This window comes from Streptomyces sp. RKND-216 (genome assembly GCF_004795255.1).
GTDB lineage: Bacteria > Actinomycetota > Actinomycetes > Streptomycetales > Streptomycetaceae > Streptomyces > Streptomyces hazeniae.
The window spans coordinates 3,526,885-3,549,059 of the sequence record NZ_SSBQ01000002.1; the positions used below are offsets into that span (position 1 = coordinate 3,526,885).

Consider the following 22,175-nt stretch of genomic DNA (forward strand, 5'->3'; position numbering starts at 1 on the left):
GGAGTAGTGCGTCATGAGGGTCGAACTCGCCTGCGGGGGAACGGAATTGAGCCTTCCTAGTGGAACTGCTCATGACATGTTTCGTGACACTTTTCTGCTTGACACGTGACGGACCGTAAGCCCACAGTGGCCTGTCCGTTGTGGCGAAAGATGGTCACTGCTGTGCATGTTTCGGGGGGTTCCGCGATGACGGCTGCTTACCAGGGTGAGAGACGTGACGCGACGGGAGGGCGTCCGCAGGTCTCCACGGACGCGGTCGACGGCGCCCGCTGTGACGTTCCGCTCTCCGTCGGGCAGGCGTCGCTGTACTTCCTTCAGGAACTCGCACCCGCGTCACCGGCCTACCATCTGGCTGCGACGGCCCGCGTGCGGGAGCGCCTGGATGCGGCCCGGCTGCGCAGCGGCTGGAAAGCGGTCTGCCGACGCCACCCGGTGCTCACCGGAGTCGTCGCCGAGGGGCAGGACGGATATGTGCAGCGCTGGGGCGCTGCCGTACCCACCTTCGCGATACGTGAGGTTCCCGGCGTCGAACGGGAGGAGTTGCTGCGGCTCGCGGCCGAGGACTACGAGGTTCCGTTCGTCCTGCGCGAAGAGGCGCCGGCCCGGTTCTTCGTCTACCAGGAGGCCGACGCCACGACGCTGCACCTCGTGCTGCACCACGTCGCCGGCGACCTCACCTCCTGCTTCCTGCTCCTGGAGCAACTCCTCGCCCACTACCGTGGCACGGCGGCCGACGTCCCCTCGCCCGCAGAGCCCGACACCTCGTTCGCCACGCATGTCGCGGCGGAGCGCAGGTTCCTCGACAGCCGTCGGTCCCACCCGATGCGCCGCTACTGGGCCGAGCGCCTGGCCGGCTGCACCTTCTCCCTCGAGGGGGTTCCCGCCACAGCCCCTCGCCCGTCCGGCGACGCGGGTGCCCCTGCATACGCCAGGGTCAGCATCTCCGCTGCCGTCGCCGCCCGCGTGCGGAACACCGCCGAGCGGACCGGCACCTCCACCGCCACCGTCCTCCTCGCCGCCTTCAACGTCCTCCTGCACAAGCTGACCGGAAGCGACGACGTTCTGGTCGGCTTCCCCACCGAGGGACGCAAGAAGGCCTTTCGGGAAACGGTGGGCTACTTCACCAACTCCCTGCTGCTGCGCACCTCCGTCACCTCCGGTGCGACCTTCGAGGCCGTTCTGTCCGCCACGCACTCCGCCCTGGTGGGGGCCGTACGCCACCAGGCGTTGCCCACCCCGACCGTCCTCGGCCGGCTCTCGCCGGGGTCCGCGCTGTCCGGGCAGTCGCTCTACCAGGTCAGCTTCCAGTTCGAGCCGGAACGGCTGGCCTACGGAACGAAGGCGCTATTCGGCGGGCTCGGCCTCGTGCAGGTCGCCGGCTTCGACGTCGAGCCCCTCCCCGTGCGGCAGCAGGTCGCACAGTTCCCGCTGCGCATGCAGATCGGCGAGGTGGACGGGTTGCTGGAAGGTGCCCTGCACTTCGACCCGGAGCGGTTCGATGCCGAGACGGTGAGCGCCTACGCCCAGCTCTTCGAAAACCTCGTCGGAGAGGCGACCGCCGTCCCCGCAACCGTTGTCGGCGAGCTGGGCGGCACGCACCGACAGGCCGTCTCCGAATGGTCCGGGGCACGAACACCTGCTGCCGGCGACGGCACCCCGGTGCATCTGCGGGTGGTGGAGCGGGCGAGGCGTGATCCGGAGGGGGTGGCGCTGGTGGACGAGGCGGGGAGCTGGTCGTACGCGGAGCTGGAGCGTGCGTCCGCGGTGCTGGCCGTGCGGCTGCGTGCGCTGGGTGTGGGTCCGGAGTCCGTCGTCGGCGTCTGCCTGCTGCGGTCCGCCCGCGCCGTCGTCGCCATGCTGGCGGTGCTGCGCGCCGGCGGCGCCTGGTTCGTGCTCGACCCGGCCTATCCCGGTGAGCGCCTGCGCACCATGCTGGCCGATGCGGGCTGTGCGGTGCTGCTGACCGCCGGGGATCTTCCGGACGTCCTGCGGGGCGGCGAGGATGGAGCAAACGATCTCTTCCCCGCTCCCGCGGTGGTCGATCTGGATTCGGTCGGGCTGCGGGGCGGTGAGGCGTCCGGGCCGGACCGGGCGGGACTGGATCTGGCGGAGGCGGGCGATCTCGCGTACCTGGTCTACACGTCCGGTTCGACCGGTCGCCCCAAGCCCGTCGCCGTGCCGCACGCGCAGCTCGCCGCCTCCACCGCGGCCCGTGCCGCGTTCTACGGAGCGACGGCTCCCCGCTTCCTGCTCCTCTCCTCGCTCTCCTTCGACAGCGCCTATGCGGGCGTGTTCTGGGCCCTGACCTTGGGCGGGACGCTGGCGCTTCCCGACGAGGGGCAGGGCAAGGACGCCGACGAACTGGCCGCGCTCGTCGCAGCGCACGAGGTCACGCACACCCTGACCGTGCCGTCCCTCCATCGCGCCCTGCTGCGCCGCCCCGGCGGCCCCGGCGCCTCGCTGCGCATGGTGGTGGTCGCGGGGGAGGCATGCACTCCGGACCTGGTGCGCGAGCACCGTCGCGTACTGCCCCGATGCGCACTCGCCAACGAGTACGGACCGAGTGAGACCACTGTCTGGGCCACCGCGCATCTGCTGGAGGACGCCGAGCCGTCCGCGACCGTGCCCATCGGCCGGCCGGTCGCCGGTGCCACCGTGTTCGTTCTGGATGGTGGGTTGCGGCCGGTGGGTGCGGGTGTGGTGGGTGAGTTGTTCGTTGGTGGTGTGGGTGTGGGGCGTGGTTATGCGGGTCGGGGTGGGTTGACGGCGGAGCGGTTTGTTCCGGATGCGTGGTCGGGTGTGGTGGGTGGTCGTCTGTACCGGACGGGGGATTTGGTGCGGTTCGGTGGGGGTGGGGTGCTGGAGTTCTGCGGGCGGGTGGATGAGCAGGTGAAGGTGCGGGGTTTCCGGGTGGAGTTGGGTGAGGTGGAGGGGGTGGTGCGTTCGGTTGCGGGGGTGGCGGATGCGGTGGTGTCGGCGGTGGCGGGTGTGGGTGGGGAGTTGCGGTTGGTGGCGTATGTGGTGGCCCGTGAGGGTGTGGTGGTGGAGGGGGAGTCGGTGCGGTCGTGGGTGGGTGAGCGGTTGCCTGCGTACATGGTGCCGGCGGTGGTGGTGGAGTTGGCGGTGTTGCCGTTGTCGCCGAACGGGAAGGTGGACCGGCGGGCTTTGCCGGTGCCGTCGTTCGAGGGTTCGGTGGAGGGGTTCGTCGCTCCGCGTGGTGAGGTGGAGCGGCGGTTGGCCGAGGTGTGGGCGGAGGTTCTGGGGCTGGAGCGTGTGGGGGTGGAGGACGACTATCTGGAGCTGGGCGGGGATTCGATCCAGTCGATCCAGGTGGTGGCGTTGGCGCGGAGGGCGGGGATCCGTATCTCGCCGCGGCAGTTGTTCGAACATCCCACGATCTCCCGCCTCGCCCCCCACGCCGAACTCCTCAGCTTCGCCGGGCCGGGAACGACCGGCAACACCCCGCCGACCGCCGCAGAGACTCCCGGAAGCCTCGTCGCCGACCTCCCGGCGGAGCTGCTCGACCACTGGGAACGGCGCCACGGTCCCCTGCACGCCGTATGGCCGATGTCCGGGCTCCAGCAGGGCATGCTGTACCACGCCCTCGCCGAACCCGGCACGCACACCTACATCGAGCAGCTCGTCTGCGAACTGCGCGGCGACGCCGAGCCGAAACAGCTGCTGCACGCCTGGCGCTCCGCCATCTCCCGGCACCCGGCACTTCGGGCCCACTGTGCGTGGGAGGAAGGGGACCGGCCGGTCCTGGTCGTCCCCCGACACATCGACGTCCCCGCCGTCCATCAGGACTGGACGAGCGAGGACCAAGCAGGCCCGGCCGGGCTCGGCGAACAGGCGACGGCGGACCGGCTCGCACGCTTCCTCAACGACGACCGCGAGGCCGGGTTCGACCTCGCCGCCGGTCCCTTGGTGCGCTTGGCGCTGCTCCGCACGGCACCGGACCGGTGGGTCCTGGTCTGGACGCACCATCACCTGCTGATCGACGGCTGGTCGCTGCCGGTGGTGGCCGGCGAGGCGTTCGAGCTCTACCGAGAGGCCGTAGCCGGGCGCGAAGCCGTTCTGCCGCCCGCCCCGGACTACGGTGCCTTCGTCCGCTGGAACTCAGAGCGGGAGGGGTCCGCTGACGAAGCCTTCTGGCGGGACCGGCTGCACGACTACACCCAACCCAGCCTGCTGCGCCCCGCGATGCTCGCCGCCCACGGCGGCGGTGGCCGCGACCGGCATGAGCCGGGAACGCTGCTCACTCCGGAACGAGACGCCGCCGTGCGCCGTGCCGCCCGCAACCAGGGCGTCACCGTCGCCGCCCTCGTGCACGCCGCGTGGACGCTGGTGGTCGCCGGGCGGACCGGTGCCACGGACGTCGCCGTGGGCAGCGTGGTCGCCGGCCGGCCGGCAGAGGTGACGGACGTGGAGCGCACGGTCGGTCTCTTCGTGAACACGCTGCCGCTCCGAGTCTCCACCCGCGCATCCCGCACCACCGGCGCGTGGGCCCGGTTCGTACACGCCACGCTCCAGGACCTGGCGGACCACCAGCACAGCGCCCTGGCCGACGTCTCCGAGTGGGCGGGAGCGCCCGCGGGCGCCTCGCTCTTCGACTCCATCGTGGTGGTGGAGAACTACCCCTTCGCGCGGATCGACACGGGTGGCCTGGTACTGGAGCGGGGTCGACTGCTGGAACGCACCAATTACCCGGTCACCGTCCAGGTACTGCCCGGTGACCGCCTGGAACTGAGGGTCTGCGCCGACGCCGATGCCTACGAGGCGCGGGAGGCGGAGCACTTGCTGGACGACCTCCACTCCGTGTTGACGGCCCTCGCAGCCGATCCGGACCGCCCGCTTGCGGAGGTTCTGGACGAACTGTCGGCAGTACCCACCGAGTGGACCGGCGCGCACGTCGCGACGCACCAGCCGGCTCCTCCGGTGCATCTGCGGGTGGTGGAGCGGGCGAGGCGTGATCCGGAGGGGGTGGCGCTGGTGGACGAGGCGGGGAACTGGTCGTACGCGGAGCTGGAGCGTGCGTCCGCGGTGCTGGCCGTGCGGCTGCGGGCGCTGGGCGTGGGTCCCGAGTCCGTCGTCGGCCTGTGCCTGCCCCGGGGCTCGCTGATGGGTGTCGCCATGCTGGCGGTGCTGCGCGCGGGCGGCGCCTGGCTGGTGCTCGATCCGGCGTACCCGGGGGAGCGGTTGCGCACGATGGCGGCCGGCTCGAGCTGTCGTGCCGTGCTGCACGGAGACGGCACTCGCGAGATGATCGCCGGAGTGACGCCGGCGGGAGTCACCACCCTCGATCTGGATTCGGTCGGGCTGCGGGGCGGTGAGGCGTCCGGGCCGGACCGGGCGGGACTGGATCTGGCGGAGGCGGGCGATCTCGCGTACCTGGTCTACACGTCCGGTTCGACCGGTCGTCCCAAGCCCGTCGCCGTTACGCACGGGCAGCTCGCTTTCCACCTGCGCCAGATCGAGGACGTCTTCGGGCTCCGCGCCGACGACCGGGTGCTGGTCTTCGGTTCCTTCTCCTTCGACGTGAGTACCGAGCAGCTCTTCGCGCCCCTCGTTCTGGGCGGGGCCGCGGTCGTGCGGCCGGCCGACCTCCTGGACGGCGAGGAACTGCTCGCCTTCCTGACGCGGCACCGCGTCACCGTGTTCAATCCGCCGACCGGCCTGTGGCGCCGTCTGTGCGTGCTGCTCGCCGACGGGCTGCGCGTCCCTGAGGGCCTGCTCGTCCGGCTGACCGTGGTGGGTGGGGACGCCATGCCGTCCGACGAGGTCGCCGTGTGGGCGGCGGCCGTCGGAGGCCGGGTGCTCAACGCCTACGGACCCACCGAGACCGTCATCACCGCCACCGTGCACGACGCCTCCGACGAGGTGCTCGCGGGCACGCTGCGCTCCGACGGCGGAGTGGTGCCGCTGGGGCGTCCACTGCCCGGTGCCACCGTGTTCGTTCTGGATGGTGGGTTGCGGCCGGTGGGTGCGGGTGTGGTGGGTGAGTTGTTCGTTGGTGGTGTGGGTGTGGGGCGTGGTTATGCGGGTCGGGGTGGGTTGACGGCGGAGCGGTTTGTTCCGGATGCGTGGTCGGGTGTGGTGGGTGGTCGTCTGTACCGGACGGGGGATTTGGTGCGGTTCGGTGGGGGTGGGGTGCTGGAGTTCTGCGGGCGGGTGGATGAGCAGGTGAAGGTGCGGGGTTTCCGGGTGGAGTTGGGTGAGGTGGAGGGGGTGGTGCGTTCGGTTGCGGGGGTGGCGGATGCGGTGGTGTCGGCGGTGGCGGGTGTGGGTGGGGAGTTGCGGTTGGTGGCGTATGTGGTGGCCCGTGAGGGTGTGGTGGTGGAGGGGGAGTCGGTGCGGTCGTGGGTGGGTGAGCGGTTGCCTGCGTACATGGTGCCGGCGGTGGTGGTGGAGTTGGCGGTGTTGCCGTTGTCGCCGAACGGGAAGGTGGACCGGCGGGCTTTGCCGGTGCCGTCGTTCGAGGGTTCGGTGGAGGGGTTCGTCGCTCCGCGTGGTGAGGTGGAGCGGCGGTTGGCCGAGGTGTGGGCGGAGGTTCTGGGGCTGGAGCGTGTGGGGGTGGAGGACGACTATCTGGAGCTGGGCGGGGATTCGATCCAGTCGATCCAGGTGGTGGCGTTGGCGCGGAGGGCGGGGATCCGTATCTCGCCGCGGCAGTTGTTCGAACATCCCACGATCTCCCGCCTCGCCCCCCACGCCGTCACCGGCGACATCGCCTCTGCGGGCGCTCCCGGAGACTCGACGGACGTGCTCAGCCCGATCCAGGCGTGGTTCCACGAACTGGCGGTGCCCGACCCCGCCCACTGGAACATGGGCACCCTTCTCACCGTGCGCAGACCCGTCGAAGAGGAGCACCTGCGGGTCGCGTTGCGTGCCGTCGCGCAGACGCACGAGGCGCTGCGCACCCGGTTCGTCCCCGACGACGCGGGCACGGTCCGGGCCCTCGTGGGCGACTCCCCGGAGGTGCCGCTGACCTGGGCGGACCTCGCCACGGTCGCCCCGGCGGAGCGGGAGGCCGCCCTGCGGGACGCGGCCGACACCGCACACCGTCGCCTCGACCTTCGCCACGGACCGGTGTTCCGGGCCGTGCTGGCCGACCACGGACCGGCCCGGCGGCAGCAACTCGTGCTCGTCGCCCATCATCTCGTGGTCGACGCCGTCTCGTGGCGCATCGTTCTCGAGGATCTCGACCTCGCGTTGTCCGCTGTGGCGGAGGGGCGCGATCCGGTACTCGAGCCGGAAGGCCTCACGCATCGCCAGTGGACGGCCGAACTGCGGCGGCGGGCGATCGACCCGCAGGTCACCGACCGGGTGGCGGCCGAGCGGTCACAACTGTCTGCACCGGGCGGCCCTGCCGGCCCGTTCGCCGGGGAGCGGCACGCGGGTACGGAGGGTGAGGCGTGCCGAGCGGTGCGCGCACTCACCGTCGAGCAGACCGAAGCCCTCCAGGAGGCGCTGGTCACCCGGCTCGGCGGCACGTGGGAGGAAGGGCTGCTCACCGCAGCGGCCCGTGCCCAGGCCCGTCGCACGGGACGGGATCGCATTGTGATCGAACTGGAGAGCCACGGTCGCGAGCACGTGCGAGAGGATCTCGACCTCTCCCGCACGGTCGGCTGGTTCACCACGCTCGCCCCGCTGCCGGTCGACACCACGGGCGAGAGCCCGCTGGCCACCCTGTGGGACGTCCGCAGTCGGCTCCAGGGCCTGGTGCATCGTGGCCTCGACCATGGCGTCGTCCGCCACCTCTCCGCCGACCCCGCGCACGAGGACCCGTCGGCGCCGCCTCCGGCGCCCGACCTCAACGTCAACCACCTGGGCCGGATCGGGTCCGCCGCCGCCCCCGGGGCCCTGCTGGAGCTGGAGGCGCCCTCGTTCGGCCAGGTGCGCGACCCGCGTGCGCCACGCCCCGCGGCCGTCCTCATGGAAAGCATGGTGTCCGACGGACGGCTCCGGGTGGAGATGGAGCACACCGACCAGGCGGCGGCGGACTCGCTCGCCGACACCGTCATGGCGGAGCTCCGGACGCTGGCCGGCGAGCAGAACGCGCCCGTCCTGACGTCCGGGCTGCGCCAGGGGACGGCCGTACCGGCAACCGTGGGGCACTGGGCGGCACGCTGGGGCAGGCTGGCCGCGGTGTGGCCGCTGACGCCGATGCAGGAGGGCATGCTCTTCCGCTCGCTCGCCGCAGACGGGCCGGTTCCGCGCGACTGCGACGGGTCCGGAGTGTATGTCGAGCAGCTGACCTGCGTCCTCGAAGGCGACCTGGACCCGGAACGGTTCGCCGCCGCGTGGCAGTCGGCCGTGGACCGTCACCCCGTGCTGCGAGGCGTGTGCGTGTGGGAGGACGTGACCTCCCCCGTGCTGGTGGTACCCGCTGCCCTCGACCTGCCCGTCACGCTCCTGGACCTGCGCCTCCCCGCGGAGAGTGAGGCGGCGGGCCCAGCACGGGACGACCCGGACGCGGCCGAACGACGCCTCGAAGCGTACGTCGAGCGCGACCGGGGCACCGGCTTCGACCTCCGCTGCGGCCCGCTGATCCGGCTCGCGTTGGCCCGGCTGGCAGCCGACCGCTGGGCGTTCGTGTGGACCCACCACCACGTCCTGCTCGACGGCTGGTCCTTGCCCCTGCTGCTCGGGGACGTGCTGGCGGATTACGGCGCGCGTCTCGAGGGGCGTACCCACCATCTGCCGCCCGCCCCGGACTTCGGTGCGTTCGCCCGGCACCTGGCCGACACCGACCGGTCGGACGCGAAGGAGTTCTGGACCGAACGGCTGGCCGGGGTGCGCCCCGCACTGCTGGTGCCTCGGCAGCAGGCCGCCACCCCGCGGCACCGGGACCACGTGGAGACCTGGCAGGAGGAGGACACCGAAGGACTGCGGGAGAGCGCGGGCCGGCTCGGCGTGACCCTGGCGGTCCTGGTGCACGCCGCCTGGGCACTCGTGCTGGCCGTCGAGACGGAACAGGATGACGTCGTCTTCGGCAGCGTCGGTTCCGGCCGACCCGCGGACCTGGACGGCGCGGACCGAGCGGTGGGGATGTTCATCAACACCGTGCCACTCCGCCTCCGGACGGGAGCGGGCCTGCCCGTCCGCGACTGGCTCGGGGAGGTGCGGCGCCAGCTGGACGACTGCGGCAGGCACATCCACACGCCGCTCGCCCGGATCGCGCAGTGGAGTGGCAGATCCTCCGCCGCCGACCTCTTCGATTCCGCCGTGATCGTCGCCAACTTCCCCTTCGCCGGCCTCGGCGACGCCCTGCCCGGCATGCGTCTGCTCCGCGCGGAGGCACGCGAGCAGACCGAGATGCCGCTCACCCTGAGCACCGCCGTCGAGGACGGGCGGCTGACCCTCGCCGTCAACCACGACACCAACCGGGTCGGCGGCGAACGGGCCGCGTCCCTGACGCGCCGGCTGTCCACGGCACTGCTTGCCCTGTGCGAGGGCGAGGCGAACGTCGGCGAGATCGCCGCACGACTCCGTGTCCAGGCGCGGCAGGACCGTGCTGTCAGCCGCAGGAACCGCGCCTCGCGGCTGGCAGCACGCCGCCGCTGACCCTCGTCCCTTTCTTCCACTCACAGACAACGGGGAGCCACCACTGATGTCCCTTCGCACGTCCTCCAGACCGTTGCGGGCGGGCAGACGCCGCTCGCTCACGGACGCCGACGCCGTCGCCTTCCGCGCTGTGGAGCCTCCGGCACTGCCCGTCCTCGCCACTCCGACGACAGCGGGTGTGCCGCTGTCCGTCTGGGCGGAGGCACACGCGTCTGTGGTGAGCGAACACCTGCACCGCACCGGCGCGGTGCTCTTCCGCGGGTTCGACGAGGGCGCTGCGGCGCTCCGCACCGTGGTCGAGCGGGTCGCGGGGGACGGCGCATTGGACTACGAGGACGGTGCGACACCCCGCAGCGCCCTGGACCAGGGCGTCTACTCGTCCACCGAGTACCCGGCGGACCAGACCATCGAGATGCACAACGAGGGCTGCTACAGCTGGAAGTGGCCCCGGGTACTCGGCTTCGCGTGTGCGGTGGCGCCGACCACTGGAGGGCAGACCCCGCTGGCCGACTCCCGCGCCGTGCTCCGGCGCGTGCCCGGCGACCTGGCTGGCCGCCTGGAGAGGGAGGGCGTGCGGTACGTGCGCAACTACACGCCGGGCGTGGGCATCGCCTGGCAGGACGCGCTCGGCTGCGGTGAGCAGGGGCTGGCGGACTACGCCGAACGTACCCACACGGAGGTGACCCGGGTCGGGGACGACCACCTGCGCACGGTCGCTCTCCGGCCGGCGGTCGCTCGCCACCCGGAAAGCGGCGCCTGGGTGTGGTTCAACCAAGCCACGAGTTTCCACGTCAGCACCGTCGGCGAGGACCTCGCCGAGGAGATGGTCCGGCAACTCGGGCACGACCGGCTGCCCAAGACCACCGAGGCCGGCGACGGGACCCGCTTCACGACGGACGAACTCACCTCGATCCGGGCGGCGTTCGCGGCGGAGACCACGACCTTCGACTGGCAGCGCGGTGACGTTCTCCTCGTCGACAACATGCTCGTCGCACACGGTCGTGCTCCTTTCACCGGAGACCGCGAGATCCGCGTCGCCATGGCGGGCGGCTGGGACTGGTCGGGCCCGCGTACCCGCCGTACCCGTACCGAGAACGACGGGGAGGCGGTCCGATGACCCCCGAGAACATGACCCAGACCGCGACGAGCGGCGAGGAGACCCTGCGTACCGGGCCTCACCAGTGCGACGCCCTCGCCGACGGCACCGTTCTGACCACCGTCGTACGGCCCCGGGCCGCAGTCACCGCGGAACGGCTCGCCGAGGCCGTGGAAGCCCTGGCGGAGACCCACGAGGTGCTGCGCACCACGCTCATCGGCTCCGGTACCGACGGTCCGCCGCTCCAGCGGATCACGCCTGCGGGGTCCGACCCGTGCGTCAGCGACGAATGGTCGGCACGGCTGCTGCCCGACGACGGGCGCATCGAGGTCACCGCTCGGGCGCGTTGCCTGGACCATGAGTCTCTGCTGCTGATCGCCGAAGCGCTCGCCGACCGCGCTTCCGGCCCTCCGGACGGCGGCATGCCGGGCTCCACGGACGGGACCGGCGCCGGTGCGCACGGCGAGTCGGCGCCACCCCAGTACGCAGACGTTGCCGAGTGGCTGCACGAGGTGCTGAGCGACCCGGAGGCGGCGACGGCCCGTTCCGGCCAACTCGACGACGGCGCGGAGTTCGTTGAGGACGACGGCCTGCTGGACCGGCTGCGTGCCCTCGCACCACGGCGTACGCCCGGGACGCACGACGCGCCCGCCGGAGAGCCTGCCGCCCGGACGATTCTTGACGACCTGCCCGCAGACGGCACCGAATCCGCCGAGGACATCGGCGATCTCCTGTTGACAGCCTGGCTGGTTGTGCTGCGACGGTTCTGCGGGACGGACGCGGTGGCCGTGCGGGTCCGCAACTCTCTCCGGGCCGTCCCCGAACTGCGTTCCGTGCCCGGCCCGTTGTCCGCCTGGCCCGCCCTGCGGCAACAGCTCGACGGCGAAAGGGTGCTGGCTGACGCGCTGGACGGCGTGCGCGCTGCCCGTGCGGTACAGCGCGATACCGCCGAACTGATCACGGATCTCTCGCGCGTCGCCGGGCCCCTGGCCTTCTCGCACGCCACCGTCACAGCCGGCTCGCCCGCCGAGGTCCTCACCGCCACCGCATCCCCGGCAGGGCTGCACCTGCACGCGGTGTCGTACCCGGACCGCACGGACATCACGCTCGGCGGCGTGCACGCCGCCCAACTCGGCACGGACGTCGCAGGACGACTGTTGGCGGCCGTCGCAGCCGTCTCACGCGCGATCCGGCGGGATCCGAAGACGACCGTTGGCCGGGCGGATCTCGGCGAGCCCGCCGCCGCGGCCCGTACCGCGGTGACTCCGACCGCGGTCGCCTGGCAGGACCGGACGCTGACAGACCTGGTGCTCGCCACGGCCCGGGACGTTCCGTCCGCCGTCGCGGTCCGCTGCGGGGAGCAGGAATGGTCCTACCGCGACCTGGTCTCCCGCGCAGAGGCGTGCGCCGCGCAACTCGTGGCCGCCTGCGGTCCGACGCGCTCCCAGGGCGTCTCCTCCGAGCGGGTCGTCGCCGTCCGGATCGCCGACCCCTTCCGGCGTCTGACCGCGCAGCTCGCGGTGCTGCTCGCCGGTAGGGCCTACCTGGTCGTCGACCCGGCGGACCCGGACGCCCGCGTACGCGATCTGCTCGCTGAAGTGGGCGCGCAGGCCTGCGTGGTCGCCGACGCGGAACCGGAACTCCACCATGTCGGCGACTGGGGCGAGGGGGTGCCGGTCGTGGCCGTCGACGCTCCCGCCACAGCGCAGGGCACCCCTGTGGACACCGGCCGGTGCTTGCCGGACGACCTCGCCTACCTGCTGTTCACCTCCGGATCGACCGGACGGCCCAAGCCGGTGGCCGTCACCCACCGGAACGTCGTCAACTACCTCGGCTGGCTGGCCGATACCGGCCTGGTCACGGCGAGCACCGTGCTCCCGGCCACTGCGGCGCCCGTCTTCGACGCCTCGCTCAAGCAACTCTGGGGCCCGCTCGCCCTCGGCGGCACGGTCCGGCTTCCGGCACCTGGACAGAACCCGGTGGAGGTCCTCGCCGCCGCCGTCACGGACCCGACGACCACCACCCTCAACACCGTCCCCCGCCTGTGGCACGACACGCTCGCCGGTATCGGTACCGTCGCGGTGCAGCGCGAGACCCCTCTGACGCTGCTCCTCGGCGGCGAGGCGCTCACCCCCGACCTGATCACCCGCACCGGAGAACTGCTTCCCGGCACCCGCGTGTGGAATCTGTACGGGCCCTCCGAGACCACCGCGAACGCCTCCGCGGCTCCGCAGCCGACGGGCTCCGACCCCGTCGACCTCGGCGAGCCCGTCGGCGGCACGTCCCTGCACGTATTGGACGACGCGTTGCGGCCGGTGCCGGAGGGTGCCGTGGGGGAGTTGTACGTCGGGGGCGCCGGTGTCGCCCGCGGCTACGCGGGACGCGGGGCGCTGACCGCGGAGCGCTTCCTGCCCGACCCCTTCTCCCCGGTGCCCGGGGCTCGCCTGTACCGCACCGGCGACCTCGTCCGCCTCGATGCCTCCGGTCGGCCCCACTATCTCGGGCGAGCGGACGACCAGGTGAAGGTACGCGGCCAGCGCGTCGAACCGGCCGAGATCGAAGGAGTGCTGGCCCGGCACCCGCAGGTGACGGCCTCCGTGGCAGCCGTCCGGGACGACCGGCTGGTCGCCTGGATCGTGCCCGGCGAACGGGGGGCGCCGGACGTCGACGGTCTCCGCGACCTGTGCGCGTCCACCCTCCCCGCCTTCATGGTGCCCTCGGTGTTCGTCCCCGTGGAACGGGTCCCGCTCACCGTGAACGGCAAAGTCGACCGCGCGGCCCTGCCCGACCCGCAGGCCGCCCACCTTCGCAGCAGAGGCGAGGCCATCCTGCCACCGCGCACCCCTCTGGAGGACGTCGTCGCCGAGGTGTGGTGTTCCGTGCTCGGTCTCGAACGGGTCGGGGTGCACGACCAGTTCTTCACGCTCGGCGGCGACTCCATCCGCGCGATGCACACCGTCGCGCGGATGCGTGAACTGATGGGAATCGAGATCCCGCTGCGCGAGTTCCTGTCCGCCACCACCGTCGAGAGCCAGGCGCAACTGCTGCTGCGGCACGACCACGACGGGTCCGTCAGCGCTTTCGCCGAGGCCTACGCCGCGCTGGGCGACGAGGACGAGAACACCGCCCCCACCGTCGACGACGCCGTCGAGGAGAGGCAGTCATGAGCGATCTCGGACGTCTGGAAAGGGCTCGCCGGGCGGTCGCCGCCCGTGGTGCCCAGCCGGCACACACCCGACCCGGACCGCGCCGCCGCCCCGATCCCGCCGACGTGGTGCTGTCCGAGAGCCAGACCCAATTGTGGTTCGCGCACGCCCTCGACGCGACCGGCACCGCGTACACCGTGCCCGCCGTACTCGACATCGACGGCCCCCTCGACGCCGCGGCGCTGACCCGCGCCTACGGGACGGCGCTGGGGCGGCACGAAGGACTGCGCCTGCGGGTGTCGGACGTCCGAGGACGGCCCTCCGCCGTCCTCGGCGACCGGCTCCCCGGCCTCCGTACGGCAGACCTGTCCGGGCTGCCGCCCGCGGAGGCGGAACGGCGCCGTGACGTTCTCACCGACGAGCAGGTGCGGGAGCCCTTCGACCTCACGGGCGGAGGTAGTCTGGTACGGGCGCTTCTCGTGGCTCTGGCTCCCGAACGGCACCGCCTGGTGGTCGCCTTCCACCATCTGGTGGTCGACGGGTTGTCCATCAGCATCCTCGTTCGGGAACTCACCGAGGCCTACGGGGCGGCAACCCTCTCCACCACGTTCCCCCGGCCGTCCGCCGGGACCCGCGGCTCCTATCTCGACTTCGCCTGGTGGGAGCACGTGCGGCAGGACGATCCGCCGACCCGGAACGACTCTCTGGAACACTGGCGGCAGACTCTGGAAGGAGCCCCACGAGGCCTGGATCTGCCTCTCGACCGCATTCGTCCGGACACCCGGGGCCACCGCGGCCGTCACCTCGTGCACGACACCGGGGCGGCGCTGCGCGGCCGGGCAGAGAAGTTCGCCGCGGGCTCCGGCGCCTCCGTCTTCTCGGTGCTCTACAGCGCCTGGCGCGCCGTGCTGCACCGGGCGAGCCGCGCCGACGACCTGATCGTCGGGGTGCCGGTGGCGAACCGGGCCCGCCCCGAACTGGTCGGGGTGGTCGGCCCGTTCCTCAACACCCTCCCGCTCCGGAGCACGTTGCGCGACGACGCGTCGCTGCGGGACCTCACCGGGGACTCCGCGCGCGCCGTCGTCGAGTCGCTCGACCACCAGCACGTGCCCCTCGGTAACGTCGCCGCGCAGCTCGCGGACGGCGAACCGGGCCCGCTGTTCGGCGCGATGTTCACCTTCCTCGGCGAGGACCGCACCGGTTTGCGCATGGGGCCGGCCCGCATGACCCCCGTCGCCGTGGAGACCGGCACCAGCAAGACCGACGTGACGCTCAGCGTGGCGAGTCGCGGCGACGCCTTCGAGCTGATGCTGGAGTACGACTCCGACCTGCTGCACGAGACCACCGCACGGGGGCTGCTGGAGGCGTTCGTCCACCTGCTCTCCGCAGGCCTCGACGCCCCGGACCGGCCCGTGCGGATGCTGCCCATGTCCAGGAGGCGTGAGCTGCCCGGCCCCGCCGCCCGCCCCCGGGCAGAGACGGCGCTCGACACGATCATCGCCGAGACCGTCGAGCGGCACCCCAGGAACACCGCGCTCCGCTGGCACGGAGAGCGGATCGACTACGGCACCCTGGCCGGCCGTGCCGACGACCTGGCGCGGTACCTCGTCGCCCGCGGCGTACGACCCGGCGACCGGGTACCGCTGCTGCTCGCCCGCGGCCCGGCGCAGGTCGTGGCTCTGCTCGCGGTGCTGCGCGCCGGCGCGGCGTACGTGCCGATCGATCCGGGGCATCCGGCCGAACGTGTCCGGCACGTCGTGCAGGACTCCGCCGCCACGCTGCTCGTGACGGACGGCACCGGCTCCGTGCCGCCGGACGGTCCTGCCCGCGTCACCGTGGACGAGACGGGCCGCCTCCGGACGGCCTCAGCCGAGCAGGCCGAGGAGACCGGGCGGCTGGCCGGGGACGGCGGACCGCCCCCCTCTGCCGTGCCGACCCAGCTTCCGGCCCGCCACCCCGAGGACGCGGCCTACGTCATCTACACCTCCGGGTCCACCGGACGCCCCAAGGGTGTCGTCGTCCCCGACGCCCAGGTGGTCCGCCTGTTCGAGGCCGCCGGTGAGCACTTCACGTTCGGCCCCGACGACGTGTGGACCCTGTTCCACAGCTACGCCTTCGACTTCTCGGTCTGGGAGATCTGGGGCGCCCTGCTGCACGGCGGCACGCTCGTGCTCGTGCCCCCCGAGACGGCGACGTCGCCGCCCGAACTCCTGGAACTCCTGGAACGCGAGGCGGTGACGGTCCTCAACCAGACCCCCTCCGCCTTCAGCGGCCTCGCCGAAGCCGACCGTGCGGACGGTGCCCGGCGCCGTCTCGCCCTCCGCTACGTCGTGTTCGGCGGGGAACGGCTGGAGCCGCGTGTGCTGCGGTCCTGGCTGAAGCACCGGGGGGACACGGTCCCAGAGCTGGTCAACATGTACGGCATCACCGAAACCACCGTGCACACCACGTACGGGCGGATCTTCGCGGAATCCGTGACCGACGGTCCGGGAAGCCCGGTCGGACGTCCGCTGGCGGACCTGGCCCTGTACGTGCTGGACGACGCGCTGCAGCCCTTGCCGCCCGGTCTGGTCGGGGAGCTGTACGTCGGGGGCGCCGGCCTCGCCCGGGGATACGGCGGCCGAGCCGCGCTCACCGCAGAGCGCTTCGTCCCGGACCCGTTCTCCGCCGTTCCCGGTGCCCGTCTATACCGCACCGGCGACCTCGGCCGCGTGGACGAACACGGGCGGTTCGAACACCGTGGCCGCGCCGACGACCAGGTCAAGATCCGTGGGTTCCGCATCGAGACCGGCGAGCTGGAGGCCGCACTGGTCTCCCACCCCGGCGTCGAAGAGGCCATAGCGGACAAACGCGGTGACCGGCTCGTGGCCTGGCTCAAGCCGGCCGGCGACGAACTGCCCGGCGTCGCGGAACTCCGGGACCACGCGGCGACACTGCTGCCCCGCTACATGATCCCCGCAACGTTCGTGCCGGTGCCGCACATTCCGCTCACGGTCAACGGCAAGGCCGACCGTCGCGCCCTGCCCGACCCCGACGCGAGCCGACTCGACGCGACGGAACCCTATGTCGCGCCGCGCGACGAGGCGGAAGAGGCGGTCGTCGGCGTCTGGGAGGCCGTACTCGGTGCCCCGCGAGTCGGCGTCCACGACAACTTCTTCTCCCTCGGGGGCGACTCCATCCGCGCGGTAGAGATCACCGGCAGGCTGCGTGCCCTCGGCCACGAGACGCAGGTGCACGCCGTCTTCCGTCATCAGACCGTCGCCGAACTCGCCGCGGTACTGTCCCCCGCCGAAGCGACCCCGCTGGTGCGGGCCGAACCGTTCGAGATGATCGGCGCCCCGGACCGGGCCGCGCTCCCCGCGGATGCGGAGGACGCCTACCCGCTCACCGCCACGCAGTCCGGCATGCTCTACCACCTGCGGCTCAACCCCGAGGCCGGCCTCTACCACAACACGGTCAGCGTACGGCTGCGCGGCCGTGTCGACCCCGAGGCGCTGCGGCGGGCGCTGGGCGACACCATGGCGCGCCACGCCGTTCTGCGGACCTCCGTCCACATGGAGGGCTACTCGGAGCCGATGCAGGTCGTGCACCGCGAGGCTCGGCCACGGCTGACCGTCACCGACCTCTCCGGCCTGAGCGACGACGAACAGCAGGAGGAGATCGACGAGTTCGTTGCCGAGGAGCGGGAGGTCCACCTCGACCTCGCCACCGCCCCGCTCTACCGCCTCGCCGTGCACCTCCTCGGCGAGGACGAGTTCCAGCTGACGGTCAGCGAGAACCACGTCATCCTGGACGGGTGGAGCTGGACGTCCACGCTCGCGGAGATCCTCGCCCGGCAGGCCGCGCTGCTGGACGGCGCGGCGGACTACGCCGAACGCTGGCCCGCGATCCCGTCCCGGTACGCCGACTTCGTGAAGCTGGAGCGGGGCGCTACGGGCCCCGACGTCGCCGCGACATGGAGGGAACGCCTCGCCGACGCAGAACCGCGGTCCATCGCCGACCTGCGTTCCGCCGGCATGCCGGAGGTGCGCCGGCTCCCCGTCGACATCGACACTGACACGTCGCGTCGGTTGAGCGAGACGGCGCGACGCGAGGGCATGCCCGTCAAGAGCCTGGCCGTCGCCGCCCACCTGAAGGTGCTGGCGGAGGCGCTGGCCGTCGACGACCCCATGACCGGGATGGTGCTCCACGGGCGTCCCGACCAGCCGGGGGCCAAGGACATGCGCGGCCTCTTCATCAACATGCTTCCGGTCTCCGTCTCCGTGCCCGGAGGCAGCGGGGTCGACCTCGCCCGACGGGTGTTCGCCCAGGAGCGTGCCACCCTCGAGGGCCGGCACACGCCGCTGGTGACCGTGCAGCGCACACTGGGGAACGAGACCCTGTTCGACGTCGGTGTGAACTTCGTCCGGTTCCACGCGCTCGGTGAGGTGCTGGACACCGGGGTCGTCGAACTCATCGACCACCACCCCGCGTCGGCGGAGGACACCAACTACGCGGTCATGGCCACCTTCTCGGTGCACCCGCCAGACTACGAACTCGGCCTGATGCTTGCCTACGACGCCGACCGGGTGTCCGACGCGTGGGCGGCCAGGCTGCGCGACATGTACGCGGAGGCGCTGCGGCGCCTCGCCCACGAGCCGGATGCCCCGCACGACGGGCGCAGCCTGCTGTACCAGGACGCACAAGCCGCCGCCGCACTCGCTGTCGGCCCTGACCTGGACGTGCCGACCGGTACCCTCCCGGGCACGGTCGCGGACGTCGCGGCCGAGCGGCCCGGAGCGGTGGCGGTGAGCGGTCCGGACGGCACCCTCACCTACCGGGAGCTGGTCGCGCGCGCCCGGCACGGGGCTCGGCTGCTCGCCGCGGCGGGCGTGCGCCGCGGCGACCTGGTGGCCGTGGCGGCCCGGCGCGGCACGGGCCTCGTCGTCGCGGTGCTTGCTGCGATGGAGGCCGGCGCGGGCTATGTCCCTATCGACCCCGACCTGCCGCTGGACCGGATCGCGCACCTCGTCCGGGACTCCGCATGCCGCACCGCGCTCACCGCACACCTGACGGACGCCGACACCCCGGTGCTCGACGTCCTCACGGACGCGGGAGTGGCCGTCCGTTCCCTTACCGCACCGGACGACGCAGGCGCGGAGCCGGCCGACGGCGTGACGGGCACCGTGGAGGCGATCCCGGAAAGGCCGAAGCCGGAAGATCTGGCCTACGTCATCTACACCTCCGGCTCCACAGGGACCCCGAAGGGCGTCGCCGTCAGCCACCGGAACGTACTCGCCTATCTGAGCGCGTCCGCCACGGTGATCGCCCCGGAACCCTCGGACGTGGTGGCGGTGCGTTCCACCTTCACCTTCGACCTGTCGGTGTGGGAACTGTTCGCGGGTCTCGTCGCGGGTGCGCGCGTCCACTTGGTGGACGCGGTGACCGCCGCCGATCCGTCCGCACTGAGGGAGGAGCTACGGACGACCGGTGTGACCATGCTCGCCACCACTCCCACCATCGCGCAGGAACTCACCGCCGTGGACCGGCAGTCCGGTACCGGCATCGGTCTTCGCGCGCTGCTCCTGGCCGGCGAGGAGGTGGTGCCGGCACGCTTCGGCGACTGGTTCGACAGCCCGTCGGCACCCGGCTGCACGGTGTTGAACTGGTACGGGCCGACAGAGGCGACCGTCCTGATGACCGTGGCCGAGCTGACCGCGCGGACCACGCGCCGCGTTCGGGCTCCCATCGGAGGTCCTGTCCCCGGCTCCAGCGCCTGGGTGCTCGACGCGGGGTTGCGGCCGGTGCCTCCGGGCGCCAGCGGGGAGCTGTACATCGGCGGTCTCCAGGTCGCACAGGGGTACTGGCGTCGCCCCGGCCTCACCGCCGAGCGTTTCGTGCCCGACCCGTTCTCCGACGTCCCCGGCGCCCGGCTCTACCGGACCGGCGACCTGGCCCGGCACCGAGCCGACGGCCTTCTCGAGTTCCTCGGCCGTTCCGACAACCAGGTCAAGATCCGTGGCCACCGCATCGAGCTCGGCGAGATCGAGGCCCGGGCGGTCGAACACCCCGACGTGGCGGCATGTGCCGTCCTCGTGCACGGCGCCGGCGGCGAGCACCCCCGTCTGGTCGCCTGGATCGTCCCGGCGACGGACGCGTTCGACCGACGAGCCCTGCGCACCCGGCTTGCCGGGCAACTGCCCCGGCACGCCCTGCCCGCTGCCGTGTGCACGGTGAGCGCGATTCCGAAGACGCCGAACGGCAAGCTCGACCGGCGTGCCCTGCCGGTGCCCACCGTGAGCGACTTCCTCGGAAACGGCGAGGAGGCCGAGCCCGCCCGGGACGACACCGAACGCGGCCTGCTGGCCCTGTGGCAGGAACTCCTCGGTGTCGAGGGCTTCGGCGTCCGTGACCACTTCTACGAAGTGGGCGGCCATTCGCTGCTCGCCACGCGTCTCCTGCTCCGCGTCCAGCAGGAGTACGGCCTGCGTGTGCCCATGCGACAGGTGATGGCCGACTTCACCGTCGCCGGCCTCGCGGACATCGTCCGCACCGCCACCGCGGATGCCGCCGTCGACGTTCCGCCGACCGAGACCACACCGGAACCAGCGCCCACCGCGGTCGCCGGCCACGCCGACCCACTTCCCCACGACATCGGAACGGCGTCCGGAACCGCCGGCCGTCCCGCCCTGGAGGACGACCAGAGATGAGTCTTGTCTCCCTGCTCGCGAACCGGTCACGTGCCACCGTTATCGCCGCCATGATCGCGGGCCTGCTGTCCGGCGCCTCCACCGTGGCACTGATCGCGGTGCTCCAGGCAACGCTGCAGAACCTGCGCAACCCGGGAGTGCTGCTCGTGGTCGGCTTCGTCGCCGCCGCGCTCACCGTTCTCCTGGCAGGGGCGGTGTCGGCCGTCCTGCTGATCAGTCTCGCCCAGCGATCCATTCAGACCCTGCGCACCGAGCTGTGCTCCCGCATCCTGGACAGCGGTCTGCGGCGGATCGAGACCATAGGCACCTCGCGGCTCCAGTCGGCGCTCACCGACGACGTGCAGGTCATCACGAGTGCCGTGAGCAGCGTGCCGCTGCTGTCGATCAACGGCGCCATCGTGGTCGGTGCGTTCGTCTACATCGGCATCCTCTCGCTGAAGGTGCTGCTGGGCATGGTGGCGATCCTGCTGGTAGGGCTCGTGCTCTACCAGCTCCCGGTACGGCGGGCCGGCGTCCACCTGCGCCGTGCCCGTGTCCACCAGGACGTCATGCACGGCCACCTGGAGAGCGTGGTGCGCGGCGCCAAGGAGCTGAAGCTCGACCGTGCCCGCCGCGGCGACGTCATCGACGGAGGCGTCGGCGCCACCGGCCGCCTTCTCGTCCGCGACACCACCCGCGGCGTCGCCTTGTACACCGTCGGCGGGTCATGGGGGCAGCTGCTGTTCCTCGCCAGCATCGGCATCATGCTCTTCTCGGGCCCGGCTCTCGGCATAGCCGAGGAAGACCTGACCGGGTTCACCCTGGCCGTGCTCTACATCAATACGCCGCTGGTGACCGTGCTGAACCTGGTCCCCGCGCTCGGCCGAGCCGGTACCGCACTGGACTCGCTGAACACCCTGGACCTCGGGGACGAGAAGGCCCTGCCCGCACCAGCGGCCACCGAGCAGCCGGCTCCGGGAGACGACCGGCCCGCCCCGGGAGCGCGGCTCACGCTCGAGGGCGTCGGTTTCCGCTACGCCACGACGGACGAGTCCGGCTTCCAGGTCGGGCCGATCGACATCGACTTCCCCCCCGGCACGCTCACCTGCCTGATTGGAGGCAACGGCAGCGGCAAGACCACCCTCGGCAAGCTGATCTGCGGTCTCTACCGCCCCGACACCGGCCGCATCCTGCTGGACGGCAGTCCGGTGACCGACGAGCGCCTGCCGACGCTGAGGGAGAGCGTGGCCGGTGTCTTCTCCGACGTCCACCTCTTCCGCACGCTGCCCGCGCACCGGGGCGACGACGCGGAGGCGAACCGGCTGCTCCAAGAGCTGGGCATGGCGCAGAAGGTGCAGGTGCGGGAAGGAGAGTTCTCCACGATCGCCCTGTCGACCGGACAGCGCAAGCGCCTTGCGCTGGTGTCGGCCCTGCTCTCGGACCGCCCGATCCTGCTGTTCGACGAGTGGGCGGCCGACCAGGACCCGGAATTCCGCCACTTCTTCTACACGGTCGTGCTGCCGCAACTGCGGGAACAGGGCAAGACCGTGGTGGTCATCACTCACGACGACCGCTTCTTCAACATCGCCGACCGCATTCTGAAACTCGACCGCGGCACCGAGGACGTCCGGACCGAGCTGGCGCCACACGCCGCAACCGCCGTCTGATCGCGGGCCCGGCGAGCCGTCGGGCCCGCTC

5 protein-coding genes are annotated in these 22,175 nt (G+C 72.1%); all 5 read left to right on the forward strand.

What is annotated here, in order from left to right; all coding sequences use genetic code 11:
- Positions 1–186: 186 nt before the first annotated feature.
- Genes E4198_RS15820 through E4198_RS15840 form a run of 5 tightly spaced genes read left to right on the forward strand, consistent with a single transcriptional unit; the run spans position 187 to position 22,144 of the window.
- The gene (locus E4198_RS15820) at positions 187–9,567 is read left to right on the forward strand and encodes a non-ribosomal peptide synthetase (protein WP_168711452.1); all 9,381 of its coding nucleotides are present in this window, start codon (positions 187–189) and stop codon (positions 9,565–9,567) included.
- Positions 9,568–9,613: 46 nt separating this feature from the next.
- A complete protein-coding gene (locus E4198_RS15825; protein ID WP_136183726.1) occupies positions 9,614–10,684 on the forward strand; it encodes a TauD/TfdA family dioxygenase in 1,071 nt (356 codons plus the stop codon).
- Positions 10,681–13,830 (forward strand): amino acid adenylation domain-containing protein, encoded by a 3,150-nt coding sequence (locus tag E4198_RS15830; protein WP_136183727.1) that lies wholly within the window; start codon positions 10,681–10,683, stop codon positions 13,828–13,830. The genes E4198_RS15825 and E4198_RS15830 overlap by 4 nt, the downstream gene beginning before the upstream one ends.
- Positions 13,827–20,498, forward strand: a complete 6,672-nt coding sequence (locus tag E4198_RS15835) for a non-ribosomal peptide synthetase (RefSeq protein ID WP_136183728.1) — start codon at positions 13,827–13,829, stop codon at positions 20,496–20,498. The genes E4198_RS15830 and E4198_RS15835 overlap by 4 nt, the downstream gene beginning before the upstream one ends.
- The gene (locus tag E4198_RS15840; RefSeq protein ID WP_136183729.1) at positions 20,495–22,144 is read left to right on the forward strand and encodes a cyclic peptide export ABC transporter; all 1,650 of its coding nucleotides are present in this window, start codon (positions 20,495–20,497) and stop codon (positions 22,142–22,144) included. Before E4198_RS15835 ends, E4198_RS15840 begins: the two co-directional genes overlap by 4 nt.
- Positions 22,145–22,175: the final 31 nt, after the last annotated feature.

Coding starts and splice junctions, on each gene's coding strand:
- E4198_RS15820 (WP_168711452.1), top strand. CDS start 187: ATGACGGCTGCTTACCAGGGTGAGAGACGTGACGCGACGGGAGGGCGT.
- E4198_RS15825 (WP_136183726.1), top strand. CDS start 9,614: ATGTCCCTTCGCACGTCCTCCAGACCGTTGCGGGCGGGCAGACGCCGC.
- E4198_RS15830 (WP_136183727.1), top strand. CDS start 10,681: ATGACCCCCGAGAACATGACCCAGACCGCGACGAGCGGCGAGGAGACC.
- E4198_RS15835 (WP_136183728.1), top strand. CDS start 13,827: ATGAGCGATCTCGGACGTCTGGAAAGGGCTCGCCGGGCGGTCGCCGCC.
- E4198_RS15840 (WP_136183729.1), top strand. CDS start 20,495: ATGAGTCTTGTCTCCCTGCTCGCGAACCGGTCACGTGCCACCGTTATC.